This window comes from Reyranella massiliensis 521 (assembly GCF_000312425.1).
GTDB classification, from domain to species: Bacteria; Pseudomonadota; Alphaproteobacteria; order Reyranellales; family Reyranellaceae; genus Reyranella; species Reyranella massiliensis.
This window is the reverse complement of the sequence record NZ_HE997181.1, coordinates 4133279-4157712: the sequence shown is the minus strand read 5'-3', so window position 1 is coordinate 4157712 and position 24434 is coordinate 4133279. Positions and strand designations below refer to the sequence as shown.

General features: G+C 65.5%; 28 protein-coding genes. 16 read left to right on the top strand and 12 right to left on the bottom strand.

Going from position 1 to position 24434, the window contains the following annotated elements; genetic code table 11:
• From odhB to BN60_RS20285, 3 genes are all read left to right on the top strand, one after another.
• On the top strand, window positions 1-938 hold a 938-nt coding region (gene odhB, locus BN60_RS20295; protein WP_043284149.1), incomplete at its 5' end, for a 2-oxoglutarate dehydrogenase complex dihydrolipoyllysine-residue succinyltransferase.
• Between the two features lie 10 nt (window positions 939-948).
• A complete protein-coding gene (lpdA, locus tag BN60_RS20290; protein WP_020697975.1) occupies window positions 949-2361 on the top strand; it encodes a dihydrolipoyl dehydrogenase in 1413 nt (470 codons plus the stop codon).
• Between the two features lie 18 nt (window positions 2362-2379).
• The gene (locus BN60_RS20285) at window positions 2380-2646 is read left to right on the top strand and encodes a hypothetical protein (RefSeq protein WP_020697974.1); all 267 of its coding nucleotides are present in this window, start codon (window positions 2380-2382) and stop codon (window positions 2644-2646) included.
• Here the strand turns inward: BN60_RS20285 and BN60_RS20280 are convergent.
• The 3 genes from BN60_RS20280 to BN60_RS20270 form a co-directional block, all read right to left on the bottom strand.
• Window positions 2609-3424, bottom strand: coding sequence for an anti-sigma factor family protein (locus tag BN60_RS20280; RefSeq protein WP_020697973.1), 816 nt, complete (start codon window positions 3422-3424; stop codon window positions 2609-2611). The genes BN60_RS20285 and BN60_RS20280 overlap by 38 nt on opposite strands.
• Window positions 3421-3927, bottom strand: coding sequence for an RNA polymerase sigma factor (locus tag BN60_RS20275; protein WP_020697972.1), 507 nt, complete (start codon window positions 3925-3927; stop codon window positions 3421-3423). Before BN60_RS20275 ends, BN60_RS20280 begins: the two co-directional genes overlap by 4 nt.
• Window positions 3928-3991: 64 nt before the next feature.
• Entirely contained in the window at window positions 3992-4372 is a 381-nt protein-coding gene (locus BN60_RS20270) for a COG4315 family predicted lipoprotein (RefSeq protein WP_020697971.1), read from the bottom strand.
• A 209-nt stretch (window positions 4373-4581) separates the two neighbouring features.
• On the opposite strand from BN60_RS20270, the gene BN60_RS20265 reads away from it, so the two are divergent.
• Window positions 4582-6333 carry a cation:proton antiporter domain-containing protein gene (locus BN60_RS20265; RefSeq protein ID WP_020697970.1) on the top strand — a complete coding sequence of 584 codons (1752 nt, stop codon included), beginning with the start codon at window positions 4582-4584 and terminating at the stop codon, window positions 6331-6333.
• Between the two features lie 30 nt (window positions 6334-6363).
• Here BN60_RS20265 and BN60_RS20260 read toward each other — a convergent pair whose 3' ends face one another.
• The 3 genes from BN60_RS20260 to BN60_RS20250 are packed head-to-tail and all read right to left on the bottom strand — an operon-like array spanning window position 6364 to window position 7767.
• Window positions 6364-6642, bottom strand: a complete 279-nt coding sequence (locus BN60_RS20260) for a TehB family protein (protein ID WP_043286249.1) — start codon at window positions 6640-6642, stop codon at window positions 6364-6366.
• 13 nt (window positions 6643-6655) lie between these two features.
• Window positions 6656-7354, bottom strand: coding sequence for an alternative oxidase (locus BN60_RS20255; RefSeq protein ID WP_020697968.1), 699 nt, complete (start codon window positions 7352-7354; stop codon window positions 6656-6658).
• A 17-nt stretch (window positions 7355-7371) separates the two neighbouring features.
• Window positions 7372-7767 (bottom strand): group III truncated hemoglobin, encoded by a 396-nt coding sequence (locus BN60_RS20250; protein ID WP_020697967.1) that lies wholly within the window; start codon window positions 7765-7767, stop codon window positions 7372-7374.
• Between the two features lie 111 nt (window positions 7768-7878).
• Here BN60_RS20250 and BN60_RS20245 point away from each other — a divergent pair, with 111 nt between their 5' ends.
• From BN60_RS20245 to BN60_RS20225, 5 genes are all read left to right on the top strand, one after another.
• Window positions 7879-8307: an RrF2 family transcriptional regulator gene (locus BN60_RS20245; protein ID WP_020697966.1), complete on the top strand. Its 429-nt coding sequence runs from the start codon at window positions 7879-7881 to the stop codon at window positions 8305-8307.
• Window positions 8307-9152, top strand: a complete 846-nt coding sequence (locus tag BN60_RS29155) for a dienelactone hydrolase family protein (protein WP_020697965.1) — start codon at window positions 8307-8309, stop codon at window positions 9150-9152. The genes BN60_RS20245 and BN60_RS29155 overlap by 1 nt, the downstream gene beginning before the upstream one ends.
• A 15-nt stretch (window positions 9153-9167) precedes the next feature.
• Window positions 9168-9692: a dihydrofolate reductase family protein gene (locus BN60_RS20235; RefSeq protein WP_020697964.1), complete on the top strand. Its 525-nt coding sequence runs from the start codon at window positions 9168-9170 to the stop codon at window positions 9690-9692.
• A 100-nt stretch (window positions 9693-9792) separates the two neighbouring features.
• Complete coding sequence (locus BN60_RS20230) at window positions 9793-11091, top strand: APC family permease (RefSeq protein ID WP_043286245.1); 1299 nt, start codon at window positions 9793-9795, stop codon at window positions 11089-11091.
• Complete coding sequence (locus BN60_RS20225; protein WP_043284147.1) at window positions 11088-11504, top strand: GNAT family N-acetyltransferase; 417 nt, start codon at window positions 11088-11090, stop codon at window positions 11502-11504. Before BN60_RS20230 ends, BN60_RS20225 begins: the two co-directional genes overlap by 4 nt.
• A 3-nt stretch (window positions 11505-11507) precedes the next feature.
• On the opposite strand, the gene BN60_RS20220 is transcribed toward BN60_RS20225, so the two are convergent.
• Genes BN60_RS20220 through fsa form a run of 4 tightly spaced genes read right to left on the bottom strand, consistent with a single transcriptional unit; the run spans window position 11508 to window position 14569 of the window.
• Window positions 11508-12200 carry an aspartate/glutamate racemase family protein gene (locus BN60_RS20220; RefSeq protein ID WP_020697961.1) on the bottom strand — a complete coding sequence of 231 codons (693 nt, stop codon included), beginning with the start codon at window positions 12198-12200 and terminating at the stop codon, window positions 11508-11510.
• Between the two features lie 5 nt (window positions 12201-12205).
• Window positions 12206-13138 carry a tyrosine recombinase XerC gene (locus BN60_RS20215; protein ID WP_020697960.1) on the bottom strand — a complete coding sequence of 311 codons (933 nt, stop codon included), beginning with the start codon at window positions 13136-13138 and terminating at the stop codon, window positions 12206-12208.
• A 7-nt stretch (window positions 13139-13145) separates the two neighbouring features.
• Window positions 13146-13895 carry a DUF484 family protein gene (locus BN60_RS20210; protein WP_020697959.1) on the bottom strand — a complete coding sequence of 250 codons (750 nt, stop codon included), beginning with the start codon at window positions 13893-13895 and terminating at the stop codon, window positions 13146-13148.
• Window positions 13896-13912: 17 nt separating this feature from the next.
• Window positions 13913-14569 (bottom strand): fructose-6-phosphate aldolase, encoded by a 657-nt coding sequence (gene fsa / locus BN60_RS20205; RefSeq protein ID WP_020697958.1) that lies wholly within the window; start codon window positions 14567-14569, stop codon window positions 13913-13915.
• A gap of 109 nt (window positions 14570-14678) precedes the next feature.
• Here fsa and BN60_RS20200 point away from each other — a divergent pair, with 109 nt between their 5' ends.
• From BN60_RS20200 to BN60_RS20170, 7 genes are all read left to right on the top strand, one after another.
• Entirely contained in the window at window positions 14679-16850 is a 2172-nt protein-coding gene (locus BN60_RS20200; protein ID WP_020697957.1) for a primosomal protein N', read from the top strand.
• Between the two features lie 176 nt (window positions 16851-17026).
• On the top strand, window positions 17027-17590 hold the full coding sequence (locus tag BN60_RS20195) for a F0F1 ATP synthase subunit delta (protein ID WP_020697956.1): 564 nt from the start codon (window positions 17027-17029) through the stop codon (window positions 17588-17590).
• Window positions 17591-19117, top strand: a complete 1527-nt coding sequence (atpA, locus tag BN60_RS20190; protein ID WP_020697955.1) for a F0F1 ATP synthase subunit alpha — start codon at window positions 17591-17593, stop codon at window positions 19115-19117.
• A 15-nt stretch (window positions 19118-19132) separates the two neighbouring features.
• On the top strand, window positions 19133-20017 hold the full coding sequence (locus BN60_RS20185) for a F0F1 ATP synthase subunit gamma (protein WP_020697954.1): 885 nt from the start codon (window positions 19133-19135) through the stop codon (window positions 20015-20017).
• A gap of 36 nt (window positions 20018-20053) precedes the next feature.
• Window positions 20054-21478 (top strand): F0F1 ATP synthase subunit beta, encoded by a 1425-nt coding sequence (gene atpD, locus BN60_RS20180; protein ID WP_020697953.1) that lies wholly within the window; start codon window positions 20054-20056, stop codon window positions 21476-21478.
• Window positions 21479-21482: 4 nt separating this feature from the next.
• A complete protein-coding gene (gene atpC / locus BN60_RS20175; RefSeq protein WP_020697952.1) occupies window positions 21483-21896 on the top strand; it encodes an ATP synthase F1 subunit epsilon in 414 nt (137 codons plus the stop codon).
• A gap of 113 nt (window positions 21897-22009) precedes the next feature.
• Window positions 22010-22828 carry a ferritin-like domain-containing protein gene (locus tag BN60_RS20170; protein WP_020697951.1) on the top strand — a complete coding sequence of 273 codons (819 nt, stop codon included), beginning with the start codon at window positions 22010-22012 and terminating at the stop codon, window positions 22826-22828.
• Between the two features lie 21 nt (window positions 22829-22849).
• On the opposite strand, the gene BN60_RS20165 is transcribed toward BN60_RS20170, so the two are convergent.
• Window positions 22850-23320 carry an RNA pyrophosphohydrolase gene (locus tag BN60_RS20165; protein WP_020697950.1) on the bottom strand — a complete coding sequence of 157 codons (471 nt, stop codon included), beginning with the start codon at window positions 23318-23320 and terminating at the stop codon, window positions 22850-22852.
• Entirely contained in the window at window positions 23317-24426 is a 1110-nt protein-coding gene (locus BN60_RS20160; RefSeq protein ID WP_020697949.1) for a divergent polysaccharide deacetylase family protein, read from the bottom strand. The genes BN60_RS20165 and BN60_RS20160 overlap by 4 nt, the downstream gene beginning before the upstream one ends.
• Window positions 24427-24434: the final 8 nt, after the last annotated feature.

Sequence of the window (24434 nt, the reverse complement as noted above, 5' to 3'; positions counted from 1 at the left end):
CCGCCGCACCTGCGCCCACACCGGCCGCAGCGCCGGCAGGAGCAAACCTCGCCGCGTCGGGGCCTGCCGCACGCAAGCTTGCCGAAGAGAAGGGTGTCTCGGCGGCCGCCATGCAGCCCACTGGCAAGGACGGCCGCGCCACCAAGGAAGACGTGCTGGCCGCGCTCTCGTCGATCCCGTCGCCGGCAGCTCCGGCAGCAGCCAAGCCTGCCGTTCCCGCCGGGCCGCGCCAGCGCGCCGACCGCGAGGAGCGGGTGCGCATGACCCGGCTGCGCCGCACCATCGCCAATCGCCTCAAGGAGGCGCAGAACACGGCGGCCATGCTCACCACCTTCAACGAGGTGGACATGACCAATGTCATGGCATTGCGCGATCGCTTGAAGGACGATTTCGAGAAGAAGCACGGCGCGCGGCTGGGCTTCATGTCGTTCTTCGTCAAGGCCTGCATCGCCGGCCTCAAGGAACTGCCCGCGGTAAATGCCGAGATCGAGGGCGATGAGCTCGTCTACAAGAACTACTACGACATCGGCGTTGCCGTCGGCACGCCGCAGGGTCTGGTCGTGCCGGTGCTGCGCGATGCCGATGCGCTCGACTTCGCCGGCATCGAGAAGGGTATCGGCGACCTCGGCCGCAAGGCGCGCGACGGCAAGCTGACGATCGCCGACCTGACGGGCGGCACCTTCACCATCTCCAACGGCGGCGTCTACGGATCGCTGCTGTCTACGCCGATCCTCAACCCGCCGCAGTCGGGCATCCTCGGCATGCACAAGATCCAGCAGCGGCCCATGGTGGTCGGCGGCGAGATCAAGGCGCGGCCGATGATGTACCTCGCTCTGTCATACGATCATCGCATCATCGATGGCCGCGAGGCGGTGCTGTTCCTGGTGCGGGTCAAGGAGTGCATCGAGGATCCCGAACGTCTCCTCATCGGCGCGTGAGGGCAGTCCCATGGCCAACGAAACATTCGACCTCGTCGTCATCGGCGCCGGACCCGGCGGTTATGTGGCGGCGATCCGCGCCGCCCAGCTCGGCCTCAAGGTCGCGGTGATCGAAAAGCGCGCGACCCTGGGCGGCACCTGTCTCAATGTCGGCTGCATCCCGTCCAAGGCGCTGCTGCAGTCCTCGCACCTGTTCGAGGAAGCGGGGCACGATCTCGCTGTCCATGGCGTGGTGGTCGCTCCGCCGAAGCTCGACTTCGCCCAGCTCATGAAGCGCAAGGGCGACGTGGTCGATGCAACGACCAAGGGCATCGCCTTTCTGTTCAAGAAGAACAAGATCGCTTCCTACACCGGCACGGGCCGGATCGAAGCGGCCGGCTCCGTCGCCGTGCTGGGAGACGATGGTGCGGTCAAGGATACGCTTGCTGCCAAGAACATCCTGATCGCCACCGGGTCGGAAGTGATGCCGCTGCCGGGCGTCACCATCGACGAGACGAAGATCGTCTCCTCGACCGGCGCACTGGAACTCGCCGAAGTGCCCAAGCGGCTGGTCGTCGTGGGCGCCGGCATCATCGGGTTGGAACTGGGCTCGGTGTGGCGGCGTCTGGGGGCCGATGTCACCGTCGTCGAGTTCCTCGATCGCATCACTCCAGGTGTCGACGACGAGATCACCAAGTTCTTCCAGCGTTCGCTGGCCAAGCAGGGGTTGAAGTTCAAGCTCGGCTCCAAGGTGACGAAGGCCGAGACGACCGCAACTGGCGTCACGCTCACCGTCGAGCCTGCGAAGGGTGGCGCGGCGGAGACGCTTGAAGCCGACGTCGTGCTGGTCTCGATCGGTCGCCGGCCCTATGTGCAGGGTCTCGGCCTCGACAAGGCCGGCGTGAAGATGACCGAACGCGGCCGTATCGCGGTCGATGGCCACTTCCAGACTTCCGTGCCGGGCATCTACGCCATCGGCGACGTGATCGACGGGCCGATGCTGGCCCACAAGGCGAGCGAAGATGGTGTCGCCTGCGTCGAGACCATCGCGGGCCAGAAGGGCCATGTGAACTGGGATCTCGTGCCCTCGATCATCTACACCCAGCCCGAGGTGGCATGGGTCGGAAAGACCGAGGAACAGCTCAAGGCCGCTGGCGTTGCCTACAAGATCGGCAAGTATCCATTCACCGCCGATCCGCGCAGCCGCGCGAACGCAGCGACGGAGGGTTTCGTGAAAGTGCTGGCCGACAAGGCAACGGACCGCGTGCTGGGCGTCCATATTTTCGGCGCCGAGGCCGGAACCATGATTGCCGAAGCCGCGCTCGCGATGGAATTCTCGGCGTCGGCCGAGGATATCGGCCGCGTGTGCCATGCCCATCCCACGGTCAACGAGGCAATGAAGGAAGCTGCCCTCGCGGCCTGGGACAAACCGATCCATCTCTAGGCGGAGCGGCGCGGCGCCATGCGCAAGCCGCTGATGGCGCTCGCGGTCGCCGGCTGCTTCGCAATGTCGGTGATCGGCGGCTTGCTGCCGATCCTGCAGGGCTGGATATTCTTCGTGATCGGTCTCTATCTGCTCGCAACCGAGTTCGAGACCGGCCGCCGCTGGGTCAAGTATGCGCGCGGGCGCTTACCGATTCTGAATCGCTGGATCGTGCAGGCCCGCGATCACAGATGGGCGCCGAGCCATCTCAAGGAGTTCGAGGACCTGACGGACCCGTCGAAGTAGCGCCGTCGAATCCGCGATACACTGCCTCGGCGATCGGCAGCAGTTCCTCTCGTGTGGCTGCCGCGGTGACGGCAAAGCCGAAGCCCTGGTCGATCCAGGCAAAGGTCGCGGCCTCGCCCTCCTGCTGGAAGCGGAAAGCCGTCTCGGTACCGTCGGCGGCACGCACATAGATCGTGAGGCGCCGGCCACTTGCATCGTCGTACATGAGCTGCGCCGCGGCGCCGGTGCCGCCGGGCAACAGCCGTCCGCCCATCAATTTGTAGCCAAAGGGCTGCAGGTCGGGCGCGGCAAGCTTGCGCCCGAGGCGCTTGGAGAGCCATTGCAGCAGATGGGCTTCCTGTTGCACGCCGACTTCGACGGGGTGAGCAACCTCGACCACGAAGGTCCGGAAGGCCGCCGTCGCGCTCTGGGCGACGCTGGCTGTCGGCGCTGCCGCGCGCGGGGACAGCGTCAGGCTGTTTGCAAACCATCCGACCCCGCTGCCGACGACGAAGATCGCCAGGGCGGCCGCGATGGAACGGGCCGAACTCGTCCAGCGTTCCCGCCGTGCTGCGCGAAGAGCGGAGATGCGCAGCCGCGCCGGCACCGGCTCGGCAAACTTCGCGCCGAGCTGGCCGCGCAGGAGGGTGCGATCCCGGCGCTCTGCGGCGACTCTGTCGGCGAGCTCGGGACGAGCGGCCAGGTGTGCTTCCACGGCTCTGCGTCGGGGGGCGTCGAGGCGGTCGTCGACGAAAGCCTGCAGATCGTCGTCGCCGATAGGAAGTTCGTTGCCCGTCATTTTACTCTCCGAAGCAGCCGGGCCCGCCCCGTCTCCAGAATCGATCGCAGCCTCTGACGCCCGCGTGATAGCCGCGACATTACCGTGCCCGGCGGCACGCCGAGCACACGCGCGGCATCGTCGTAGGAAAGATCCTCGACACCGACCAGCAGCAGGAGCGACTTCTGTTCCTCCGGGAGCTGGTCCAGGGCAGCCAGGACATCCTGCATCTCGAGGCCGGCCTCCTGTGTCGCGGCAGTGCCAGGCGGCGAGATCGCATCGACGTCGAGATGCGGCCCGCGTCGCTGCCGCTGGCGCTCGGCCGAGAGATGCAGGTTGCGCAGGATGGTGAACAGCCAGGCGCGCAGGTCGCCGTCGGTGCGGCGCAAACTCCAGCGCGACAGGGCACGCTCCAGCGTGTCCTGCACCAGGTCGTCCGCCGCGTCGTGGTTGCGCACCAACGCATAGGCGTAGCGGCGCAACGCCGGGATCAGCGGCTCGAGCAGCGTCTCTGCGTCCGCCATTACTAACCCCCTCCACTGTCATACGGGGTGGAAGGGGAAGGCGACATGATTACTTTGCGGTCGTCTACTTCGCGACGTGCCAGGCGCCGTTCAGGAAACCGTCGCCCGTCTTGTCGCCCGCCTTGGTGTCCTTGGCGAAGGCATAGAGCGGCTTGCCCTTGTAGGCCCATTGCTTTGTCCCGTCGTCGCGCGTGATGATCGTCCAATCACCCGTTGCCTTGGCGCCATCTGCCACCAAGGCTGGCGGCCAGTTGGTTGCGCACGGACCGTTGCACACCGACTTGCCGGCGGTGTCCTTGTCGAAGGTGTAAAGGGTCATGCCCTTGGCGGTGACGAACATGCCGTCCTTCATGGCCGGTGGGGTCGCCGTGGCAGGCTCGGCGGCGAGGGCGCTGCCCGCAACGAATGCTGCGAGGATGGCGGCAGTAGCGAGGAATGACTTCATGGTGAGATTGTCTCCTGTGCAGGCATGGGCTGCACAAGAGAAACGCTGCTGCAGCCGATCTATTCCGATGGACACGAAATTTTTATGGCCTCGCGATTGCATGGCCCGAAACCGCCATTGCACACGTAGTGACACCGGCCTTGGGGCCGCGCTAAATCTGGTCGCTGGCCTGCTCGTGGGCCGCTTCTCATTTCAGACGGGAATCGCAGGTGCATCACGAAGCTACGCTCATCTCCACGATTGCTATCGGCTTCGTGCTCGCATTCACGTTTGGCTACCTGGCAGATCGGATGCGTCTGCCCCCGCTGGTCGGTTACCTATTCGCTGGCGTCTTGATGGGGCCCTACACGCCGGGCTTCGTTGCCGATACCGGACTTTCCGCTCAGCTCGCCGAGATCGGCGTCATCCTGCTGATGTTCGGCGTCGGCCTGCATTTTTCTACCTCCGATCTGCTGGCGGTTAGGGGTATCGCCATACCGGGTGCGATAGGTCAGATCGTCCTGGCCACGCTGCTGGGCATGGGCATGTGCTGGGTGTGGGGCTGGAGCCTCGGAACGGGCCTTGTCGTCGGGTTGAGTCTTTCCGTGGCCAGCACCGTCGTGCTGCTCAAGGCCCTGGAGGAACGCAATCTCGTCAACACGCCCAACGGTCGTGTCGCCGTGGGATGGCTGATCGTCGAGGATCTGGCGATGGTGCTGGCTCTGGTACTGCTGCCGGCTTTCGCCGAAGTCCTGGGCGGCAAGCCGGTCGAAAGCCATGGTGCCGGCGTCGCCCAGATGCCGCTGGCGCTGGAGATCGCCGTCACGCTGGCAAAGGTGGCGGCCTTTGCCGCTCTTGCCATCTTGCTCGGCCCGAAGGTGGTGCCGTGGATCCTGGCCCGCGTCGCGAGGACGGGCTCGCGCGAGCTCTTCACGCTTTCGGTCCTCGCGATCGCACTCGGCATCGCCTACGGTTCGGCCCATATCTTCGGTGTTTCCTTCGCGCTGGGCGCGTTCTTTGCCGGCGTGGTGCTGAGCGAATCGTCCTTCAGCCACAAGGCGGCGGCCGATTCGCTGCCGCTGCAGGATGCCTTCTCGGTGCTGTTCTTCGTATCGGTCGGCATGCTGTTCGATCCGACAATCCTCCTCCGCAAACCTGACGCTGTGCTGGCCGTCCTGGCGCTGATCGTGGTCGGAAAGTCGGTGATTGCGTTCGGCATCATCATGCTGCTGCGCTTTCCGGTCGGCACCGGGTTGATGGTGTCGGCCAGCCTGGCGCAGATCGGAGAGTTCTCGTTCATCCTGATCGCCCTCGGCATCTCGACGGGCCTGGTGCCCGGCGAAGGCCGGGACCTGGTTGTGGCAGGCGCGTTGTTCTCGATCATGCTCAATCCGCTCGTCTTTGCGCTCGTGTCCGAATTGCAGAATCGCTTGCGTGCGGCCCGTCCGGCTGGCGCTGCCTTCTTCGGTCAGCCGCAGTACGAAGCGCTGAGCCACGAACTCGATCGCATCCGGGCCCGCAGCGAGGAGCGTTCGAAGGCGCACGATCTCAAGCTGCATAGTCTGCTGGAGCAGTTTCCCGTTTTGTCGCTCGTCGAGCGGCAGGACCAGGAGGCGCTGCTGTTGATGTTCAGGCCCAAGTCGGCGGCACCCGGCGAGCGCGTTATCCGCACCGGCGACCGTGCGGACGGCATGTACTTCATCTCGTCCGGCGCTGTCGAGGTGATGGTCAATGGCCGCAGCATACGGCTCGACGCCGGCGCCTATTTTGGCGAGATGGCTCTGTTGAGTGGCGAGCGGCGGACCGCCGACGTGATCGCGGTCGACTTCTGCCAGTTCCTTGTTCTCGACAGGCGTGACTTCAATCAGTTCATGTCGCGCCATCCTGCCGTTCGTGCCGCCGTCGCGGCGATCGCCGAGGAACGCCGCGAAATGAACCTCGCCCTCCCACCGGAGACCGAGACGGAAGCGAAAGGTCCATAAGCGAAGGCCCGTCGTCGAGACGGGCCTTTCTCATTTGTCCGAGATATCGGGCGGCTGGTCGTAGAAGTGGACCTGCATGCGCATCGGTCCGATCGGCTCCACGAAGTGCGGTTGCTCGGGCAGAACGAGACCAGGCCGGCCTGGTTCGAGGGTAGTTACGCCGGAATGGCCGGACCGCATGAACTTCACTTTTCCCTCGATCACTTCGATCACGCCCCAAACGCCGGCCTTCGTCCGGTGCTCCTTGCGCAAGGCGGCAGGGATCGTGTTCTCGTCGAACACCGGGCTTGAACGATAGGGTGTCGGCACGTCGCTGTATCCTTCAGGCAGCGAGCCGGATGTCGTCGGCATGTTCGGGATAGGGGGCGACCTTGCGCCCCGCGACGTCCAGGCCTGCCAGTTCGCCGGCAAAGCCATGATTGATGTCGCGGTGATGGGCTTCGTCGGCGCGGACGGCGAGCACGACGTCGCGCAGGGTCGCGTTGTCGGGCAGCTTCCAGTAGTGCCGGGCAATGGCGGGCGCCGGCACGTTGGGAGAACGGCCTTCGTCGAGTTCCTTGAGGTAGTAGGTGTAGCTGATCACCGCCTCCTCTTCGAAATAGCCGACGACGCGGTGGGCGGTCCGCGGGCTCACGAGATAGAGACCGAAGAAGGCGAGATAGAATACCCATTGGGCGCCGAGGATGACGCAGCGTTCGAACACGGTCGGCTTGGCTACCTGGATGAACGTCATGAGGTGCATGCGCTCGTTTTCAGCTTCCTCCATGAGCGTGCGAATCCAGCCATTGTCGTCGGACATGCGCCGCAGGCACTTGAGGTGAGTGAGCGTGGCGCCGACCATGCCGGGCACGGCCGCGACCGTCTCCAGCACCACCGCGCGATGGCCGTAGCGCTTGGCAAAGAACGTGTCGGCACAGAAGCGCAGGAGCTTGGTGAAGCCAAGAGCAATGCGGTCGGACGCGCCGTCGGCCTTATGGTGGACGTCGAGGTCGACGGCCGGAATCTGCGCGGTGCGTAACATGGCGCCTCTCCTTTGGATCAAGCGGCAGGAACGGGGGCCGGATCGAGTTTCAGCATCAACGCCAGCTTGAAACTCTCGGCGATGCGGTTGGCCTTGGCCTGCATGGCAGCGGCGGCCTGCGGCGGCATTTCCTCCGCCGTGGTCTCGCGCCACAGGCCGAGCCAACGCTCGAACATGGCAGGCGTCAGGCGGGCACGATGCTTCAGGTGCGCGGCCATCGGCGTGCCTTTGTAGCGGCCGGTGGTCAGCATCAGGGAGGACCAGAAGGCCGTGAGCTTCTCTAGATGCTCCGGCCAGTCGTCGATGGCGTCGTTGAAGACCGGGCCGATCAGTTCGTCGGCGCGAACCTTGGCGTAGAAGCGCCCGACCAGCCGGGCGAGGCCTTCCTCGTCGATACCTTCGCTGCAGTCCATGCGACGGCTCCAAATCATGTATCTATTTTGCATGTATTCATCCAGGCTAAACATGTCAACGAAATACATGTATTGTCGTTCCCAGTCTGAACAGAAGGTCCCGGAACTCGTATGCGGCTGACGCGCCATACCGACTATGCGATCCGGGTGCTGCTCTATCTCGGCGCGCAGCCCGAAAAGGTCTGTTCCATCTCCGAGATCGCGCGCGCCTATGGCATCTCGCAGAATCACCTGATGAAGGTTGCCCACAATCTCGGAAAGGCCGGATACATCGAAGGCGTGCGTGGCCGCTCCGGTGGTGTTCGGCTGGCGAAGCCCGCCGACCAGATCAATGTCGGCGACGTGGTGCGCCGGACGGAGGAGGGCTTCGAACTGGTGGAGTGCGGCACCTGCGTCATTGCGCCCGCCTGCGGATTGACGGGTGCGCTGGACGAAGCGCTTGCAGCCTTCATGGCGGTCCTCGATCGCTATACGCTGGCCGACCTGTTGAACAAGCGGTCGAAGCTCATGCGTCTATTCGAGATTCAGTTGGCCTCTTGATGCGCGTCGTTGGAGCCGTCCTGTCGGCAGTCCTTTTGCTCGCCGCCGTCGCGGCCGAAGCGCAGCAGAATGTCCGCATTCCCGTGGAGCAGAGCGGCCGGACCGTGCAGCTTGCCGCGCAACTGTTCCGCCCCGCTCATGGCGCGACACCGGCGCCGGCCGTCGCGATCTTCCATGGCTGTGGCGGCCCGGGGCAGAACACGTCGCGCATGGCGGGGCTGCTCGCCTCGTGGGGATATGCAGCGCTCGTGGTCGATAGTTTCTCGGCGCGCGGGCTGAAAGATGTCTGTGGCCGCAACTGGCCGACACAGGCCGATGCGGAGGCGCGGGCACACGATATCGACGCGACGCTCGCCTGGATGGCGAAGCAACCGGGCATCGATGCGAAGCGCCTGGGCTACATGGGCTATTCCTATGGCGGCGGGGTCGCGATGCTGCGTGCGCTGTCGAACGCGCCGAGTGGGTCGGCACCGACACCTGCGGCGCGTGCTGTCGTTCTGGTCTATCCCGACTGTGCCCTGGCCGACACATTGGGACCGCGCCTCTCGGTACGCCAGCCGACACTCTTCGCCATGGGCGCGCTCGACGACTGGACGCCGGTGCCGCGATGCCAGGCCGTCATCGACCGCGTCGCGTCCGGCAAGGAGCTGATCGAGACGAAGGTGTACGAGGGGGCGCATCACAGTTTCGATGCGCTCGGGCTGCCGGTGCGTTATCTGGACGGCGTCGGCAATCGCAGCAAGCCCGGCGGCTGCTGCGGGGCGCACTATGGCGCGCACGAGCCGGCGTGGAAGCAATTCGTGGCCGATGTGCGGGGCTTCCTGGCAAAGCACCTCGTGCCCTGATCTGGAGTTTGGTTGATGGGGAAGACGATCTGGCATTGCCACATCGCGATATCGCTCGACGGCAAGATTGCGCGGGCCGATGGATCGTTCGACTGGCTGGAGCCGTACCCGCCGCAGGAATTCGGTATCGACGCCTTCCTGCAGAAGGTCGACGCCATTCTGATGGGGCGCGACACCTACGATGTCGTGCGCGGCTTCGGCGAGTGGCCCCATCCGGGCAAGCCGACCATCGTCATGACCAATCGTCCATTGGACGATGCGCCTCCCGGAGTCGAAACGCGGTCGGGTGACTTGAGCGTCGTTGCGGCGGAACTGGAAGCGCGCGGCTATGGCCTTGTCTGGGTCGAGGGCGGCGGCCGGTTGATCCGCGACATGATCGCGGCAGGCAAACTCGATGTCCTCGAAATGGCGCTATTGCCGATCATCTTGGGCGAGGGCATCCCGCTGATCCCGCCCGGCACGCCCGAGCTCAAGCTCGACCTGGTGGCGTGCGAACGCCGCAGCGGCGGTGCCCTGCATGTCGTCTACCGACGCGCGTGAACGAGCCAACATGTTGTTCTCGGTCGTGATTGTGTAAGGTCCCGCCGGGGGCACAAACGATGGCCAAGTCGAAGCGTTGCAGGCTGCCGGGGGCAGCCTCGTGACCGATATCGCGACACCTGTCAGGCACGGCACCATGCGCCTGTGGAGCGTCGCGGCGCTCGGCATCGGGTCGATGGTCGGCGCCGGTATCTTCGCTCTGCTCGGCCAGGCTGCCCTGATGGCCGGCAGCGACGTCTACCTGTCGTTTGCCATTGGCGGCGTTATCGCGCTGCTGTCGGGTTACTCCTATGCCCGTCTCGCGGCCCGCTTCCCCAGCTCGGCCGGCATCATGGACTATTTCGATCGGGCCTATCCGTCCCGGATTGTCGCCGGTGGATTGTCGGTCCTCTATCTCGTCACCTCGATCATCGCGATCGCGATGATCGCCAAGACCTTCGGCGCCTATGCCGATCGGTTGTTCCTGGGCGATACCTCGTCGCCCTGGGTGAAGAGCGCCTTCGCCTCGGCCATCGTGATCGCGCTCGTGGCGGCGAACATGGTGGGCTCGGGGGCGGTCGGCCGTCTCGAAGAACTGCTGGTGGTCGCCAAGCTCGTCATTCTGGCGGTCTTGATGATCGCGGGCGTCCCGGCGATCGATCCCGCCCTGCTGGTCGCCGGCCCGACCGTGGGGGCGGGAACGCTGCTGGCCAGTGTCGGCCTCACGTTCTTTGCCTATGCGGGGTACGGCATGATGACGAATGCCGCCGGGCATGTCGCCCACCCCGAAGTGACGATCCCGCGGGCCATCTATCTTGCGATCGGCTTGGTGATCGTCCTCTACATCGGCCTGGCGATCGTCGTTCTGGGCAGCATCTCGCCGGCCGAGCTTGCGCGCTATGCCGACACGGCCGTTGCCCAGGCGGCGCGCCCGGTACTGGGCCAGGCGGGGTTTGTCATTGTCGCGGGCGGCGCGCTGTTTGCAACGGCCTCTGCCATCAATGCCTGCATCTTCTCCGCCCTCGAAGTCTCACGTGGTCTTGCCGCCAGGGGGCAGTTGCCGGCGACCGTCGGCCGCGCAGCCTGGGGGCAGGGGACGCATGGCCTGGTCTGGGGAGCAGGCGCGATTCTGATCTTGGTGAGTCTCTTCGACCTCGGGGCCATCGCGCAGGTCGCCGGTGCCACGTTCCTGATCTCCTATCTCGCGATCTTCCTGGCGCACTGGCGGCTTCATGCCGAGGTCGGGGGACGGCGAAGCCTGATCCTGCTCGGTGCCGCGCTGATGGCGCTTACGCTCGGCGCCTTCACGGTCAGCCTCCTGCAGACCCAGCCGATCGTCGTCGCTCTGGCCCTGGTCGTCATCGCCGGCAGCTTCGGGATAGAGTGGCTGGTGCAACGCCGCCGTTGGCCTTCACCATGATCCGCAAAGCGACAGTTGCGGATCGTCCCCGCATCACTGAAGTGCGTCTTGCCGTTCGAGAGAATAGGCTGAGTGCTGCCTCCCAAGACAAGGTCGATCGTACGGCGGACTGGATTTTCGAGAATGCAGCCTTCTGGGTCTGGGAGGAGGATGGCGCCGTACAGGGCTTCTCCGTCGCCGATCCTCGCGATGGCACGATCTTCGGCCTCTTCATCCATCCCGACTACGAAAGCCGTGGCATTGCCCGCGCCCTGCTGCCGCGGGCCTGCGAAGATCTGCGCGCCGCAGGCTATGCAGTCGCGACGCTGACGACGGGGGCCGGCACGCGGGCCGAGCGTTTCTATCGCACCAACGGATGGGAAGAGATCGGCCGCCAGGAAAACGGCGAGATCATCTTCCGGAAACCGCTCTGACTCTCAGGCCTGCGTCGCGCGCTTCAGGGCGGCCCTTGCCAGAAGGCGGGTCGAATCGAGGGTCGGCAGGGGCGAGTTATCGTCGTTCATGATCAACGGGATCTCCGTGCAGCCGAGAACGATGGCATCGCAGCCTTCTGCCTTCATGCGGCCCATGACCCGCTGATAGGTGGCGACGGCCTGCGGTGTGAAGACGCTGCACACCAGCTCGTCCATGATGATCCGGTTGGTCTCGTCGCGCTCGGCAGCGGTCGGGCGCAGGTAGCCGAGGCCGCGTGCGGCGAGCTTCTCGGGATAGACCTCGCTGTCGACCAGCCAGCGCGTGCCGGTGATGCCCAGCCGCTTGAAGCCCCGCGCCACGGCTTCCTCTGCGACCACTTCGGCGATGTGCAGCCACGGCAGGGGCGAGTGCGGCAGCACATCCGGCATCGCCTGATGGATCGTGTTGTCGGGGCAGATCAGAAAATCGGCGCCGGCTTTGGCGAGCTTGCGCGCCGAGGAGAGCATCAGCTCGGCCACGCCCTTGCGGTCGCCGCGGTCGAGGCACTCGACATAGTCGGCCAGAGAGTGCGTGTGCAGCGAGACTTCGGGGTGGCCATGAGGTCCGAGAAAGCGGGCGCCCTCGACGCAGATCGTCTTGTAGCAAAGCGCGGCGCCTTCCGCCGAGCAGGCGACGATTCCGATATGCTGTGGCATGGTTTTCAGCCCTTGGCGCGTGGATGAGCGTTTCGATAGACCGCGGCGAGGCGGGCGGCGTCGACGTCGGTATAGCGCTGCGTCGTCGAAAGCGAAGCGTGGCCCAGCAGCTCCTGGATCGCGCGCAGGTCGCCGCCGGCGCCCAGCAGATGGGTTGCGAAGGAATGGCGCAGCGCATGTGGCGTCACGCTTTCGGCAAGGCCCAGGCTGCGGCGGATCTCGCGGACACGCTTCTGCACGATGGCAGGATCGAGCGCGCCGCCGCGAGCGCCCACGAAAACCCGGTCGCCGGGTCTTGCCGCGGCGAGCCAGGGGCAGGCATCGCGATAGGCTTTCAGCGCCTTCAGCGCCTGAGGCAGCAGCAGCACCATCCGCGTCTTGTTGCCCTTGCCGGTGATGGCAAGCGTATCGTTGCCGCTCTTCAGCAGTTCGTCGACCTCTGCCTTGGTAAGGGCGAGTGCTTCGCCGATACGCAGGCCGGCGCCATAGAGCAGGATCAATACGGCCGTGTCGCGCAGGTCGAGCCACGGCGCCCGATCACGGTCGGATTCGGCGTCGAGCAGGTCTTCCATGTCGCGTTCGCTGAGCGCCTTGGGGACGGAACGCGGCAGCTTCGGCGTCTGGATCGAGGCAATGCTGGCATTGTGGGCCAGCCCGTTCTTGTCGAGGAAGCGAAAGAACGACCGCACCGAGGCGAAGGCCCGTGCCGTCGAGGTGCGCGCCAGACCCTGCCGGCCGCGTTCGGCCAGCCAGGCGCGAAACTCGGCGGGCTTCAGCTTGCCGAGCGCGTCGAGCGTGGGTTCCGCCCCGAGATAGCTCGTCATGAAGCCGAGGAAGGTCGCGACATCGTGCTGGTAGGCGGTAAGCGTGTGAGCCGAGAAACGGCGTTCGCTTTGCAGCCAGTCGCGCCACGCGCTCTGCGCCTCGGCGACGCTCATGCCGGGACTACTCCGGCAGGTCGAGCCAGGCGCGGATGGTGTTCTCAAGCACCTTGGCGAGGAAGAACAGGAGTTCGGTCGACATCTCCGGGCCGAAGGCTTCCGGATCGCGCGCCCCGAAGCACATGACGCCGTCGGGCGAGCCCGAGGAGACGCGCAGGCGCATCAGCACGTCGGACTTCACGAAGCGCGAGACCTCGCCGAAGAAGGCTTCCTCGCCCACGATGTCGGAGCGCAGGCGGGCATGCTTGTCCGGTCCGATCGCGGCGTCGATGGCGCCTGGCGCCAGCACGTAGACGCCGCGCACGGGAACACGCTTGGGGGCGTCGGCATTGGCTTCGATCGCCATGGTGATGAAGTCGACGTCGAGCAGCTCCGGCAGCTCGTGCGTGACGACATGGATCATCTTCTCGAAAGTCGTCGCCTGGATGATGCTGATCACCGCCGCCTGGATGCGGTTCTGGACGATCTGGTTCTGCTTCGAGTTGGCGATGATCTCGGTGCGCTCGGTCTTCAGTCGGTCGATCTCGCTACGCAGGCGCTTCAGAATCGCCTGCTGCATATCGATGACGCCCGGCCCCTGCGCGCGCGGCGGGACACCCAGCTCGCTGCCGAGTTCGGCATGCTTCTCGAAGAAGTCGGGATGGGCCTTGAGATAGGCCACGACGTCGTCGGCCGTGATCAACTTCACCTGACGGCCTGAACCGTCGGGAGCCGTTACCATGCCGTCTTCCGCCTCGTTTGTCTTCTTATCCATGGGCGCCCGTCTCCGGGTCAGAGGATCGACTGGCCGGTCTTGGCCCAGTCGTCGAGGAAGGCCTTCAGTCCATTGTCGGTCAGCACGTGCTTGAAGAGCTGGCGCAGCACGTTGGGCGGCACGGTCGCGACCTGGGCGCCGAGCTTGGCGGCCTGGACGACATGCTGGGGATGGCGCACCGAGGCGACCAGCACCTCCGTCTTGAAGTGCGGATACTGGCGATAGATCGTCATGATCTCGCCGATGAGATGCATGCCGTCGTGTCCAATATCGTCGAGGCGTCCGACGAAGGGCGAGATGAACGTGGCGCCGGCCTTGGCCGCCAGCAGTGCCTGCGCCGGGGAGAAGCAGAGGGTGACGTTCACCATCGTGCCTTCCGAGGTCAGCGCCTTGCAGGTTTTCAGACCATCCGGCGTCAGCGGCACCTTGACCGCGACATTCTTCGCGAGCTTGGCCAGCTTGCGGCCTTCCTCGAGCATGGTCTTGTGATCGGTCGCCACAGTCTCGGCGCTGACCGGGCCGGGAACGATGGAGCAGATCTCCTTGATCACCTCGAGCATCGGCCGGCCGGCCTTCATGATCAGGGAGGGGTTGGTCGTCACGCCATCGAGCAGACCTGAGGCGGCCAAATCCTTGATCTCGGCGACATCGGCGGTATCGACGAAGAACTTCATATAAAATACCCCAATGGCCAGTAGTTCGAACTCACCTGCTGCCACAATTTCTAGCGATTCCGCCTCGGAGCCACAAGCCGAGGCGGCCGCACGGCTGCGCCCTGAGCCGGTGGAAAACACCGTCAAGGTCCTGCTGCCGCTGCCTTTGGCGGATGCCTACGATTATCGCGTGCCGGCGGAAATGCATCTCGTCCCCGGCCAATTCGTGGTCGTGCCGCTGGGCAAGCGCGAGCTGGTCGGCGTGGTCTGGGGGGCAGGTACCGGCGAAGTGCCGCAGGCGAAGCTGCGCGACGTCATCGGCGTGCTGCCCGCGTTGCCTATGGCTGATGCGACGCGCCGCTTCGTCGACTGGGTGTCGGCCTACACTTTGATGCCGCCGGGTGCCGTCCTGCGTATGGCAATGAGTGCACCGTCGGCGCTGGAAGCGCCCAAGACCGAGCTGGTCTATCGCGCCGCCGAACAGCCGGACGATGTCGCGCTGAAACTCACCGCCGCTCGCCGTCGCGTTCTCGACCAGTTGAAGGACGGACCGGCGATGCCGGCCGCCGAGCTTGCGCATCTTGCTGGCGTCGGCACCTCGGTCGTGAAGACCATGGCATCGGTCGGCCTGCTCGAGACCGTGGAGCGCGTCGTACGTCGCTCCTTTCCGCAGCCCGACGGCATGCGCGACGGGCCGACCCTGTCGCCGGCGCAGAAGATTGCGGCCGACAGGCTGGTCGAAAAGGTAAAGGCGCATGCCTTCTCCGCGATGCTGCTCGACGGCGTGCCGGGTGCGGGCAAGACCGAGGTCTATTTCGAGGCGATCGCGGCGGCTCTCTCGTCGGGGCGGCAGGTGCTGGTGCTGCTGCCCGAGATCGCCCTGACGGCGCAGTGGCTTCGGCGTTTCGAGGATCGTTTCGGTGCACCGCCCGCGCCCTGGCATTCGGGGCTGACCAGCCTGGAACGCCGGGAAACCTGGCGCGCCATCGCCGAGGGCAGGGTGGGTGTCGTGGTCGGTGCACGCTCCGCGCTCTTTCTGCCCTTCGCCAACCTTGGCCTCATCGTGGTCGACGAGGAGCATGACGGCTCCTTCAAGCAGGACGAGGGCGTCGTCTACAACGCGCGCGACATGGCGGTCGTCCGCGCACGCCTCGCCTCCGCGCCCATCGTGCTGGCCTCGGCGACCCCTTCGCTGGAGAGCATCGTCAACGTCAGGACCGGCCGCTATGGCGAGGTGCATCTGCCGGGCCGGCATGGCGGCCATCAGCTCGCGACTCTGTCGGCGGTCGATATGAGGCGTGATCCGCCGGCGCGCGGCCGCTGGCTGTCGCCGCCGGTGGTCGAGGCGATGAAGTCCACGCTGGCGGCTGGCGAGCAGACGCTCCTCTTCCTCAATCGCCGTGGTTATGCGCCGATCACGCTCTGCCGCGCCTGCGGCCACGGGCTCGAATGCCCGCAATGCTCGGCCTGGCTGGTCGAGCATCGCTTTCGGCGCAGTCTTGTCTGTCATCATTGCGGCCACACCGAGCCGCCCGCTCATTCCTGCAAGCATTGCGGCGCGGTCGATCAGTTCGTGGCCTGCGGCCCGGGTGTCGAGCGTCTCGCCGAAGAGGCGCAAGAGCTCTTCCCCGAAGCACGGCTGGAGCTCTTTACGTCGGACAGTCTGATGAGCCGCGACGACGCGGAAGCGGCCGTCGATCGCATGATCAACGGCGAGATCGATATTCTCATCGGCACGCAGATGGCCGCGAAGGGCCATCACTTTCCGAATTTGACTCTCGTTGCAGTAATTGACGCCGATCTCGGATTAAACGGCGGCGATCTGCGTGCGGCCGAGCGAACCTTTCAGCTCCTCTACCAGGTCGCGGGCCGCGCCGGCCGAGAGGGCAGACCGGGGCGGGCGCTGATCCAGACGCACAATCCCGACCATGCCGTCATGCAGGCGCTCGTCTCGGGCGATCGCGATCGTTTCGTCGAAGTCGAGCTGGCAGACCGCGAGCTTGCGGGTATGCCGCCTTATGGCCGCTTGGCCTCGTTGATTGTCTCGGGTCCCGATCCTGCCGCCGTCGACAATGTCTGTGCCGCGCTGGCCCGTCGGGCGCCGCACCGGGACGGAATTACCGTGCTCGGCCCCTCGACGGCGCCGCTCGCCTTGCTGCGCGGTCGGCACCGAAGACGGTTCCTGCTCAAGACATCCCGCGATGTCGCCGTACAGCCGATCCTGCACGCCTGGCTAGAGCAGATCGGGCTTCCGGGTTCAGTTCGTCTGCAGGTCGACGTCGATCCCTATTCCTTCCTGTGACAGATCGCGCCGAAAAACCGCGGTAATACAGCGCCTTGCGAACCTTGCGCCGGGAAAAACCGCATGGTAGCAACGCGCGCTTTTCCGGGGTGGAGCGGGGCGTTCTGCTGGTGAAAAGTGAGTGAATTCAATGGCTTACCAGCCGTGAGATCCACGGCAGGGGAGAGGTTTTCGACGTGTCTACCCCATCCTCCGCCACAACCGGCGTTGCTGGACGCTATGCTAGCGCCCTTTTTGAGCTGGCGGACAATGCCAAGTCGCTCGATCAGGTCGCTCAGGATCTCGCCACGTTTCGCACCATGGTTCGAGAGAGTGCCGATCTCGCTCGCCTGATCGCCAGTCCGGTCATTGGCCGCGACCTTCAGGGCAAGGCGCTGCTGGCTGTGCTCGATGCCGCCGGTGTTTCTGGTCTGACGCGTAAATTTGTCGGCGCTGTGGCTGCCAACGGCCGTGCCCGCGAGCTGCCGGCGATGGCCTCGGCCTTTCTGGCCGAGCTTGCCGCACGTCGCGGCGAGACGACGGCTGACGTCATCTCTGCCGTTCCGCTGACCCCCGCCCAGGTCGAGCAGTTGAGCGCCGCGCTGCGCTCCGTGCTGGGTAGCGCCAAAGTTTCCATCGACGCGCGCGTCGAACCCGACATTCTCGGCGGTCTCGTCGTGAAGGTCGGCTCGCGCCTGTTCGATTCGTCCATCCGAAGCAAGCTGCAGCGCTTGCAGCTTGCCATGAAGGGAGTTGCCTAAATGGATATCCGTGCCGCCGAAATCTCGGCCATTCTGAAGCAGCAGATCGCCAACTTCGGCACCGAGGCCGAAGTGGCCGAGGTCGGCCAGGTTCTTTCCGTCGGTGACGGCATTGCCCGCGTCTACGGCCTCGACAGCGTCAAGGCCGGCGAGATGGTCGAGTTCCCCGGCGGCATCAAGGGCATGGCGCTGAACCTCGAGCGCGACAATGTCGGCGTCGTGATCTTCGGCGAAGACCGCACCATCCGCGAAGGCGACACCGTCAAGCGTACCGGCGCCATCGTCGACGTGCCGGTCGGCAAGGGGCTGCTCGGCCGCGTGGTCGACGGCCTCGGCAACCCGATCGACGGTAAGGGCCCGATCCAGAGCACCGAACGCCGCCTGGTCGAGCTCAAGGCTCCCGGCATCATTCCGCGCAAGTCGGTGAGCGAGCCGATGCAGACCGGCCTCAAGGCCGTCGACGCGCTGGTGCCGATCGGACGTGGCCAGCGCGAGCTGATCATCGGCGACCGCCAGACCGGCAAGACCGCTGTTGCCATCGACACCTTCCTGAACCAGAAGCCGATCAACAAAGGTACCGACGAGAGCCGCAAGCTCTACTGCGTCTATGTCGCCGTCGGCCAGAAGCGCTCGACCGTCGCGCAGATCGTGAAGACGCTCGAAGATAACGGTGCGATGGAATACTCCATCGTCGTCGCCGCCACCGCGTCCGATCCGGCGCCCATGCAGTTCCTCGCGCCCTATACCGGCTGCGCCATGGGCGAATACTTCCGCGACAACGGCATGCACGCCGTGATCGTGTACGACGACCTTTCCAAGCAGGCCGTCGCCTACCGCCAGATGTCGCTGCTGCTGCGCCGCCCGCCGGGCCGCGAAGCCTATCCCGGCGACGTGTTCTATCTCCACTCGCGCCTGCTGGAGCGCGCTGCCAAGCTGAACGAGAAGAACGGCTCGGGCTCGCTGACGGCGCTGCCGGTCATCGAGACGCAGGCTGGCGACGTGTCTGCTTACATTCCGACCAACGTGATCTCGATCACCGATGGTCAGATCTTCCTCGAGACCGAACTCTTCTATCAGGGCATCCGCCCCGCCATTAACGTCGGTCTGTCGGTGAGCCGCGTCGGCTCGGCCGCGCAGATCAAGGCGATGAAGCAGGTCGCCGGCACCATCAAGCTGGAGCTGGCGCAGTATCGCGAAATGGCGGCCTTCGCCCAGTTCGCGTCGGACCTCGACGCCTCGACGCAGCGCCTGCTGGCCCGCGGCCAGCGCCTGACCGAGCTGCTGAAGCAGGGCCAGTTCGTGCCGATGCCGGTCGAGGAGCAGGTCGTGTCGCTCTATGCCGGCACCCGCGGCTTCCTCGACAGCCTGCCGGTCGGCCGCATCAACGACTTCGAGCGTCAGATGCTCGACGCCGTGCGTGCCGAAGGCTCGATCCTGGCGTCGATCCGCGAGAAGCGCGAGATCGTCAAGGAGACCGACGACAAGCTGAAGGCGTTCCTCGGCGATTTCGCCAAGAAGTTCGCCTAACGCCCGAAGGTTTCGATGCCCAGCCTCAAAACCTTCCGCCTGAGGATCCGAAGCGTCCAGTCGACGCAGAAGATCACCAAGGCCATGAAGATGGTCGCAGCCGCCAAGCTGCGGCGTGCTCAGGAGCAGGCCACGGCGGCCCGTCCCTATGCCGAAGCCATGGACAAGATCCTGGCGTCGCTGGGGGCGAGCTTCAAGAGTGGCACCGGCCCGCGCCTGCTGGCCGGCACCGGCTCCGACAAGGTTCATCTGCTGATCGTCGCCACGGGCGATCGCGGCCTGTGCGGCGGCTTCAACAGCACGATCGTGCGCGAGGCGCGTCGCAGGATCCGCACGCTCGTCTCGGAAGGCAAGACGGTCAAGATCTTCTGCGTCGGCCGCAAGGGGCGTGACCAGCTCCGCCGCGATTTCGGTTCGATGATCGTCGAGACGATGACCGATCTCGGACGCCCGCGGCTGTCCTTCGGCGACGCCCAGCAGATCGCGACCCGCGTGATGGAGATGTTTGACGCCGGCGAGTTCGACGTCGCTTCGGTCATCTTCAACCGCTTCAAGTCGGCGATGACGCAGATCGTCACGACGCAGCAGCTCATCCCGCCACCGGCGCCCGAGGCCTCGACGGCCGCGCCTGCCGCTGCGGGTGGTGCCATCTACGAGTTCGAGCCCGACGAGGGCGAGATCCTGGCCGATCTGCTGCCGCGCAATCTGGCCGTCCAGATCTTCCGCGTGCTGCTCGAGAATTCGGCGAGCTTCTACGGCTCGCAGATGACGGCAATGGACAACGCCTCGCGTAACGCAGGCGACGTGATCAAGAAGCTGACGCTGCAGATGAACCGCTCGCGCCAGGCCACGATCACCAAGGAACTCATCGAGATCATCTCGGGCGCCGAGGCCATCTAGGTCGGCTGCCAGGCAATCGAAGGAAAGGGATCCGCAATGGCCTCCAACAACATCGGCACGATCACCCAGATTACGGGCGCGGTCGTCGACGTTCGCTTCGACGGCGAACTGCCGAACATCCTGAATGCGCTGCACGTCGAAGTGCCGGACCGCAAGCTGGTGCTCGAAGTCGCCCAGCATCTCGGCGAGTCGGAAGTCCGCACCATCGCGATGGACACGACCGACGGTCTGGTTCGCGGCGAGAAGGCGGTCGACACCGGCGCCCCGATTGCCATGCCGGTGGGCCCGGAGACGCTCGGCCGCATCCTGAACGTCATCGGCGAGCCGGTGGACGAGCGCGGTGCCGTCAACGCCAAGCAGACGCTGCCGATCCATCGTTCGGCGCCCGAGTTCGTCGAGCAGTCGACGGAAGCGCAGATCCTGGTCACCGGCATCAAGGTCATCGACCTGCTGGCGCCCTACGCCAAGGGCGGCAAGATCGGCCTGTTCGGCGGCGCCGGCGTCGGCAAGACCGTGACGATCATGGAGCTGATCAACAACGTCGCGAAGGCGCACGGCGGCGTGTCGGTGTTCGCCGGCGTCGGCGAGCGTACCCGCGAGGGCAACGACCTCTATCACGAGATGATCGAAGGCGGCGTCATCAAGCTCGACGGACCGGGCTCGAAGGTGGCGCTGGTGTACGGCCAGATGAACGAGCCGCCGGGCGCCCGCGCCCGTGTCGCGCTGTCGGGTCTCACCGTCGCCGAGTACTTCCGCGACGCCGAAGGCCAGGACGTGCTGTTCTTCGTCGACAACATCTTCCGCTTCACGCAGGCCGGTTCGGAAGTGTCGGCGCTGCTGGGCCGTATCCCGTCGGCAGTGGGCTATCAGCCGACGCTCTCGACCGACATGGGCGCGCTGCAGGAGCGCATCACCTCGACCAAGAAGGGCTCGATCACCTCGGTGCAGGCCATCTACGTGCCTGCCGACGACTTGACCGACCCGGCGCCGGCGACCTCGTTCGCCCACTTGGATGCGACGACGGTGCTCAGCCGCTCGATCGCCGAGCAGGCGATCTTCCCGGCCGTCGATCCGCTCGACTCGACGTCGCGCATGCTCGACCCGCGCGTCGTCGGCGAGGAACACTACAATACGGCGCGTTCGGTGCAGCGCGTGCTGCAGCAGTACAAGTCGCTGCAGGACATCATCGCCATTCTGGGCATGGACGAGCTTTCGGAAGAGGACAAGCTGGTCGTCTCGCGCGCCCGCAAGATCCAGCGCTTCCTCAGTCAGCCGTTCCACGTCGCCGAAGTTTTCACCGGCACGCCGGGCGTGTTCGTGAAGCTCGAGGACACGATCAAGGCGTTCAAGGCCATCGTTGCCGGCGAGTACGACGATCTGCCGGAGGCGGCGTTCTACATGGTCGGCACGATCGACGAGGCCGTTGCCAAGGCCAAGAAGCTCGCGGCCGAGGCGGCCTAAGCAGATGGCCAAGGTCTCCTTCCGTCTGGTGATGCCCGAGCGCGAATTGCTCGCGACCGAGGCCGACATGGTTGTCGTCCCGGGCAGCGAAGGCGATTTCGGCGTCCTGCCGGGCCATGCGCCGCTGATCTCGACGGTCCGCCCCGGTGTCCTGGAAGTCTTCCAGGGCAACAAGGTGGATCAGCGCTTCCTCGTGGCCGGCGGCTTCGCCGAGGTGACGCCCGAGCGTTGCACCGTGCTGGCCGACGAAGCCTTGCCGTTCGAGCAGGTGACGTCCGAGCAGCTTGCCGAGCGCGAGCGTGCGGCAGAGCGCGATCTCATGGACGCCGCGACCGACGCCGAAAAGGCGACGGCTGAGAAGAGCCTGCTTGTCGCCAGGGATCTTCGTCGTGCCCAGGCCTATTACGCCGGCCGCTGATTTCAGCGGCGCTGCGTAATTTTCTGTCAAGATCTGTACGGCCTAGCCATTGAAAGCCGCGGCCAACGTCGCTTTATTACGTTAAAGCGACATGATGCCGAGGATTGTCTCCCATGAGTAACTGGACACTCGAGTCGATCGCCTGGGATCGCTTCGATGCGTCGAAGGTCGATCCGGAGATCCTGCGCAACATCAAGGCCGCGGCTCTGGTGGAGCGCAATGGCGGCGACTACCGCATCTACCTTGGCCGTGTGTTTGCCGACGATCCGGCCTTCACGGAAGCGGTGAACAACTGGGCGGTCGAGGAAGTGCAGCACGGCATGGCGCTTGGCCGCTGGGCGCAGCTTGCCGATCCGTCCTGGGACTTCGACGCGGCGTTCGATCGCTTTCGCACCGGCTACAAGCTGCCACTCGACGCCAGCAGTTCGGTGCGCGGCAGCCAGGCCGGCGAAATGATGGCCCGCTGCATCGTCGAGACCGGCACCAGTTCCTATTACAGCGCCCTCAAGGACGCGACCGAGGAGCCGGTGCTGAAGCAGGTCTGCGCGAAGATCGCGGCCGACGAGTTCCGTCACTACAAGCTCTTCTACGAGCATCTGCGGCGTTGTCTGCAGCGTGACAGGCTGAGCCGCTGGGCCCGGCTGCGCATCGGCTGGGGACGTCTGGCCGAGAGCGAGGACGACGAACTCGCTTACGCCTATTTCGCGGCAAACGAGCCGGTTGGCGCGACCTACGATCGCAAGCGCAACATGCAGGCCTATGCGCGTCGGGCCTATCCGCTCTATCGGCCGAGCCATGTGCAACGCGCCATGGCGATGGTGCTGAAGGCCATCGGCCTCGAACCGCAGGGCCGCTTGAACAGCCTGATGACGCGGGCGGGCCTTTGGTTCCTGCGCCGCAACGCCGCCAAACTGGCCGCCCTGGGCGCCTGACGGGTTCGCCGACGGCGACCCTCACGAAATCAGGTCGGAAAATTCCTCGAACACGGCGTCGTAGACGGCGCGCTTGAACGGCACGATCAGCGCGGAGAGTTCGTGCGCGCCGATCCAGCGCCAGGACGCGAATTCCTTGTCGTGGGCATGGATGTCGATGTCGGCGTCGCTGCCGGTGAACGCGAGGGCAAACCACTTTTGCGCCTGGCCTCGCCAACGGCCCTTCCAGTAGCGCGGTCGCCGTTCCTCGGGCACCTCGTAGCAGATCCACCGCGCACTTTCGCGCAGAACCAGCGCCTTCGTCGTGCCGACCTCCTCGTGCAGTTCGCGGCAGGCGGCCTCGATCGCGCTTTCTCCGTCGTCGATGCCGCCTTGGGGCATTTGCCAGGCGTCGGGCTGGTTGGTGCGGCAGCCGACGAACACGCGACGGTCCGGCGCAATCAGCATCAGGCCGACGTTCCTGCGGTACTCTTCGGGACGGCCGGACATCATGGGCGAAGCTGCGCTGGCTGGGCCTGCAGGCGCTCCATACAGGCGTCGCGGCATTCGAAATGTCCGATGAGGGGTACAAACGATATCGCATGCCGCTCGCGCAGGCCTTTGCTCCAGGTCACGATGGCATCGATGGTCTCGTCATCGGGCTGCATGACACCGAAGGCGTGCCGTGGCGGACGACCGGGCGTCGGCTGCGCGACCCAGGCCGTCAATCGATCAAGGTTTGCCATGACGCTTTCGCCCGCCAGCTTGTAGTCGAGCACGTCGGCGCTGCGTGCATAGCCTGCCCCAAGCTCGGCCGTCAGCCGCTGGGTCGTTTCCCGCGTGGGGTTGACCTCTACAAGGGCCAGGCCGCGGTCGACCATTTCCTTCACCAGTGGACGCAAGGTGGTCTCGGATTGGGTGACGGGGCTCGGCGAAGAGACCACCAGGCCGACATAGCCCGAGCCGCGCGCCATGGCGAGCCGCAGGCGGCGAAGGTTCTCGGCTGCATCTGCCGCGCTGTCGATGGGGCGGATGCCGCGCTCGGCCGTTCCCTGATCCTCGACCGGCATCATCAGATAGCTTTCGTGGCCGAAGGCGCGGGCCTGGGCGAGCCAGCGCGGCAGGTCGGGAGTGCCGGGCAGGAAAGCAAGGCTCACTTCGGCGGGAAGCTTTTCGATGGCACGCTTCATCTCGGCTTCGCTGGCACCGAGGTTGATCATCAGGAGGCCGATGCGGGCGGGTGATCCGGAAGGATCGAAGCGACGGGCATGGGCGATCCACGGCATCCAGCCATCCGGGGCGATGCGCGGCAGCTGCAGGCCGTCGCTCGTCGTCTCCGACATCGCGGCAAGCTCGGCGGGCGAGAAGGTGCGGAAGCCCGATGGCGGACGGACCGGCAAAGGCAGGGACTGAACCGCCGCGGTCGCCGCCGGTATCGGGGTCGCTGCGACGGCTGCGTCGACAACCTGAGGCGCGGTGACGGTGACGTTGCCCAGGACCAGCGCAGCCGACCCGGCAATAACGGCGAAGACCAGGAGATAAGCGGCAATCAGGCCGCTACGCAGCGGCCTGATTTCCTGTCCCTTGGCTCGGCCGTTGGCTTTTCGCTGGCCGGGCACGATCTCGT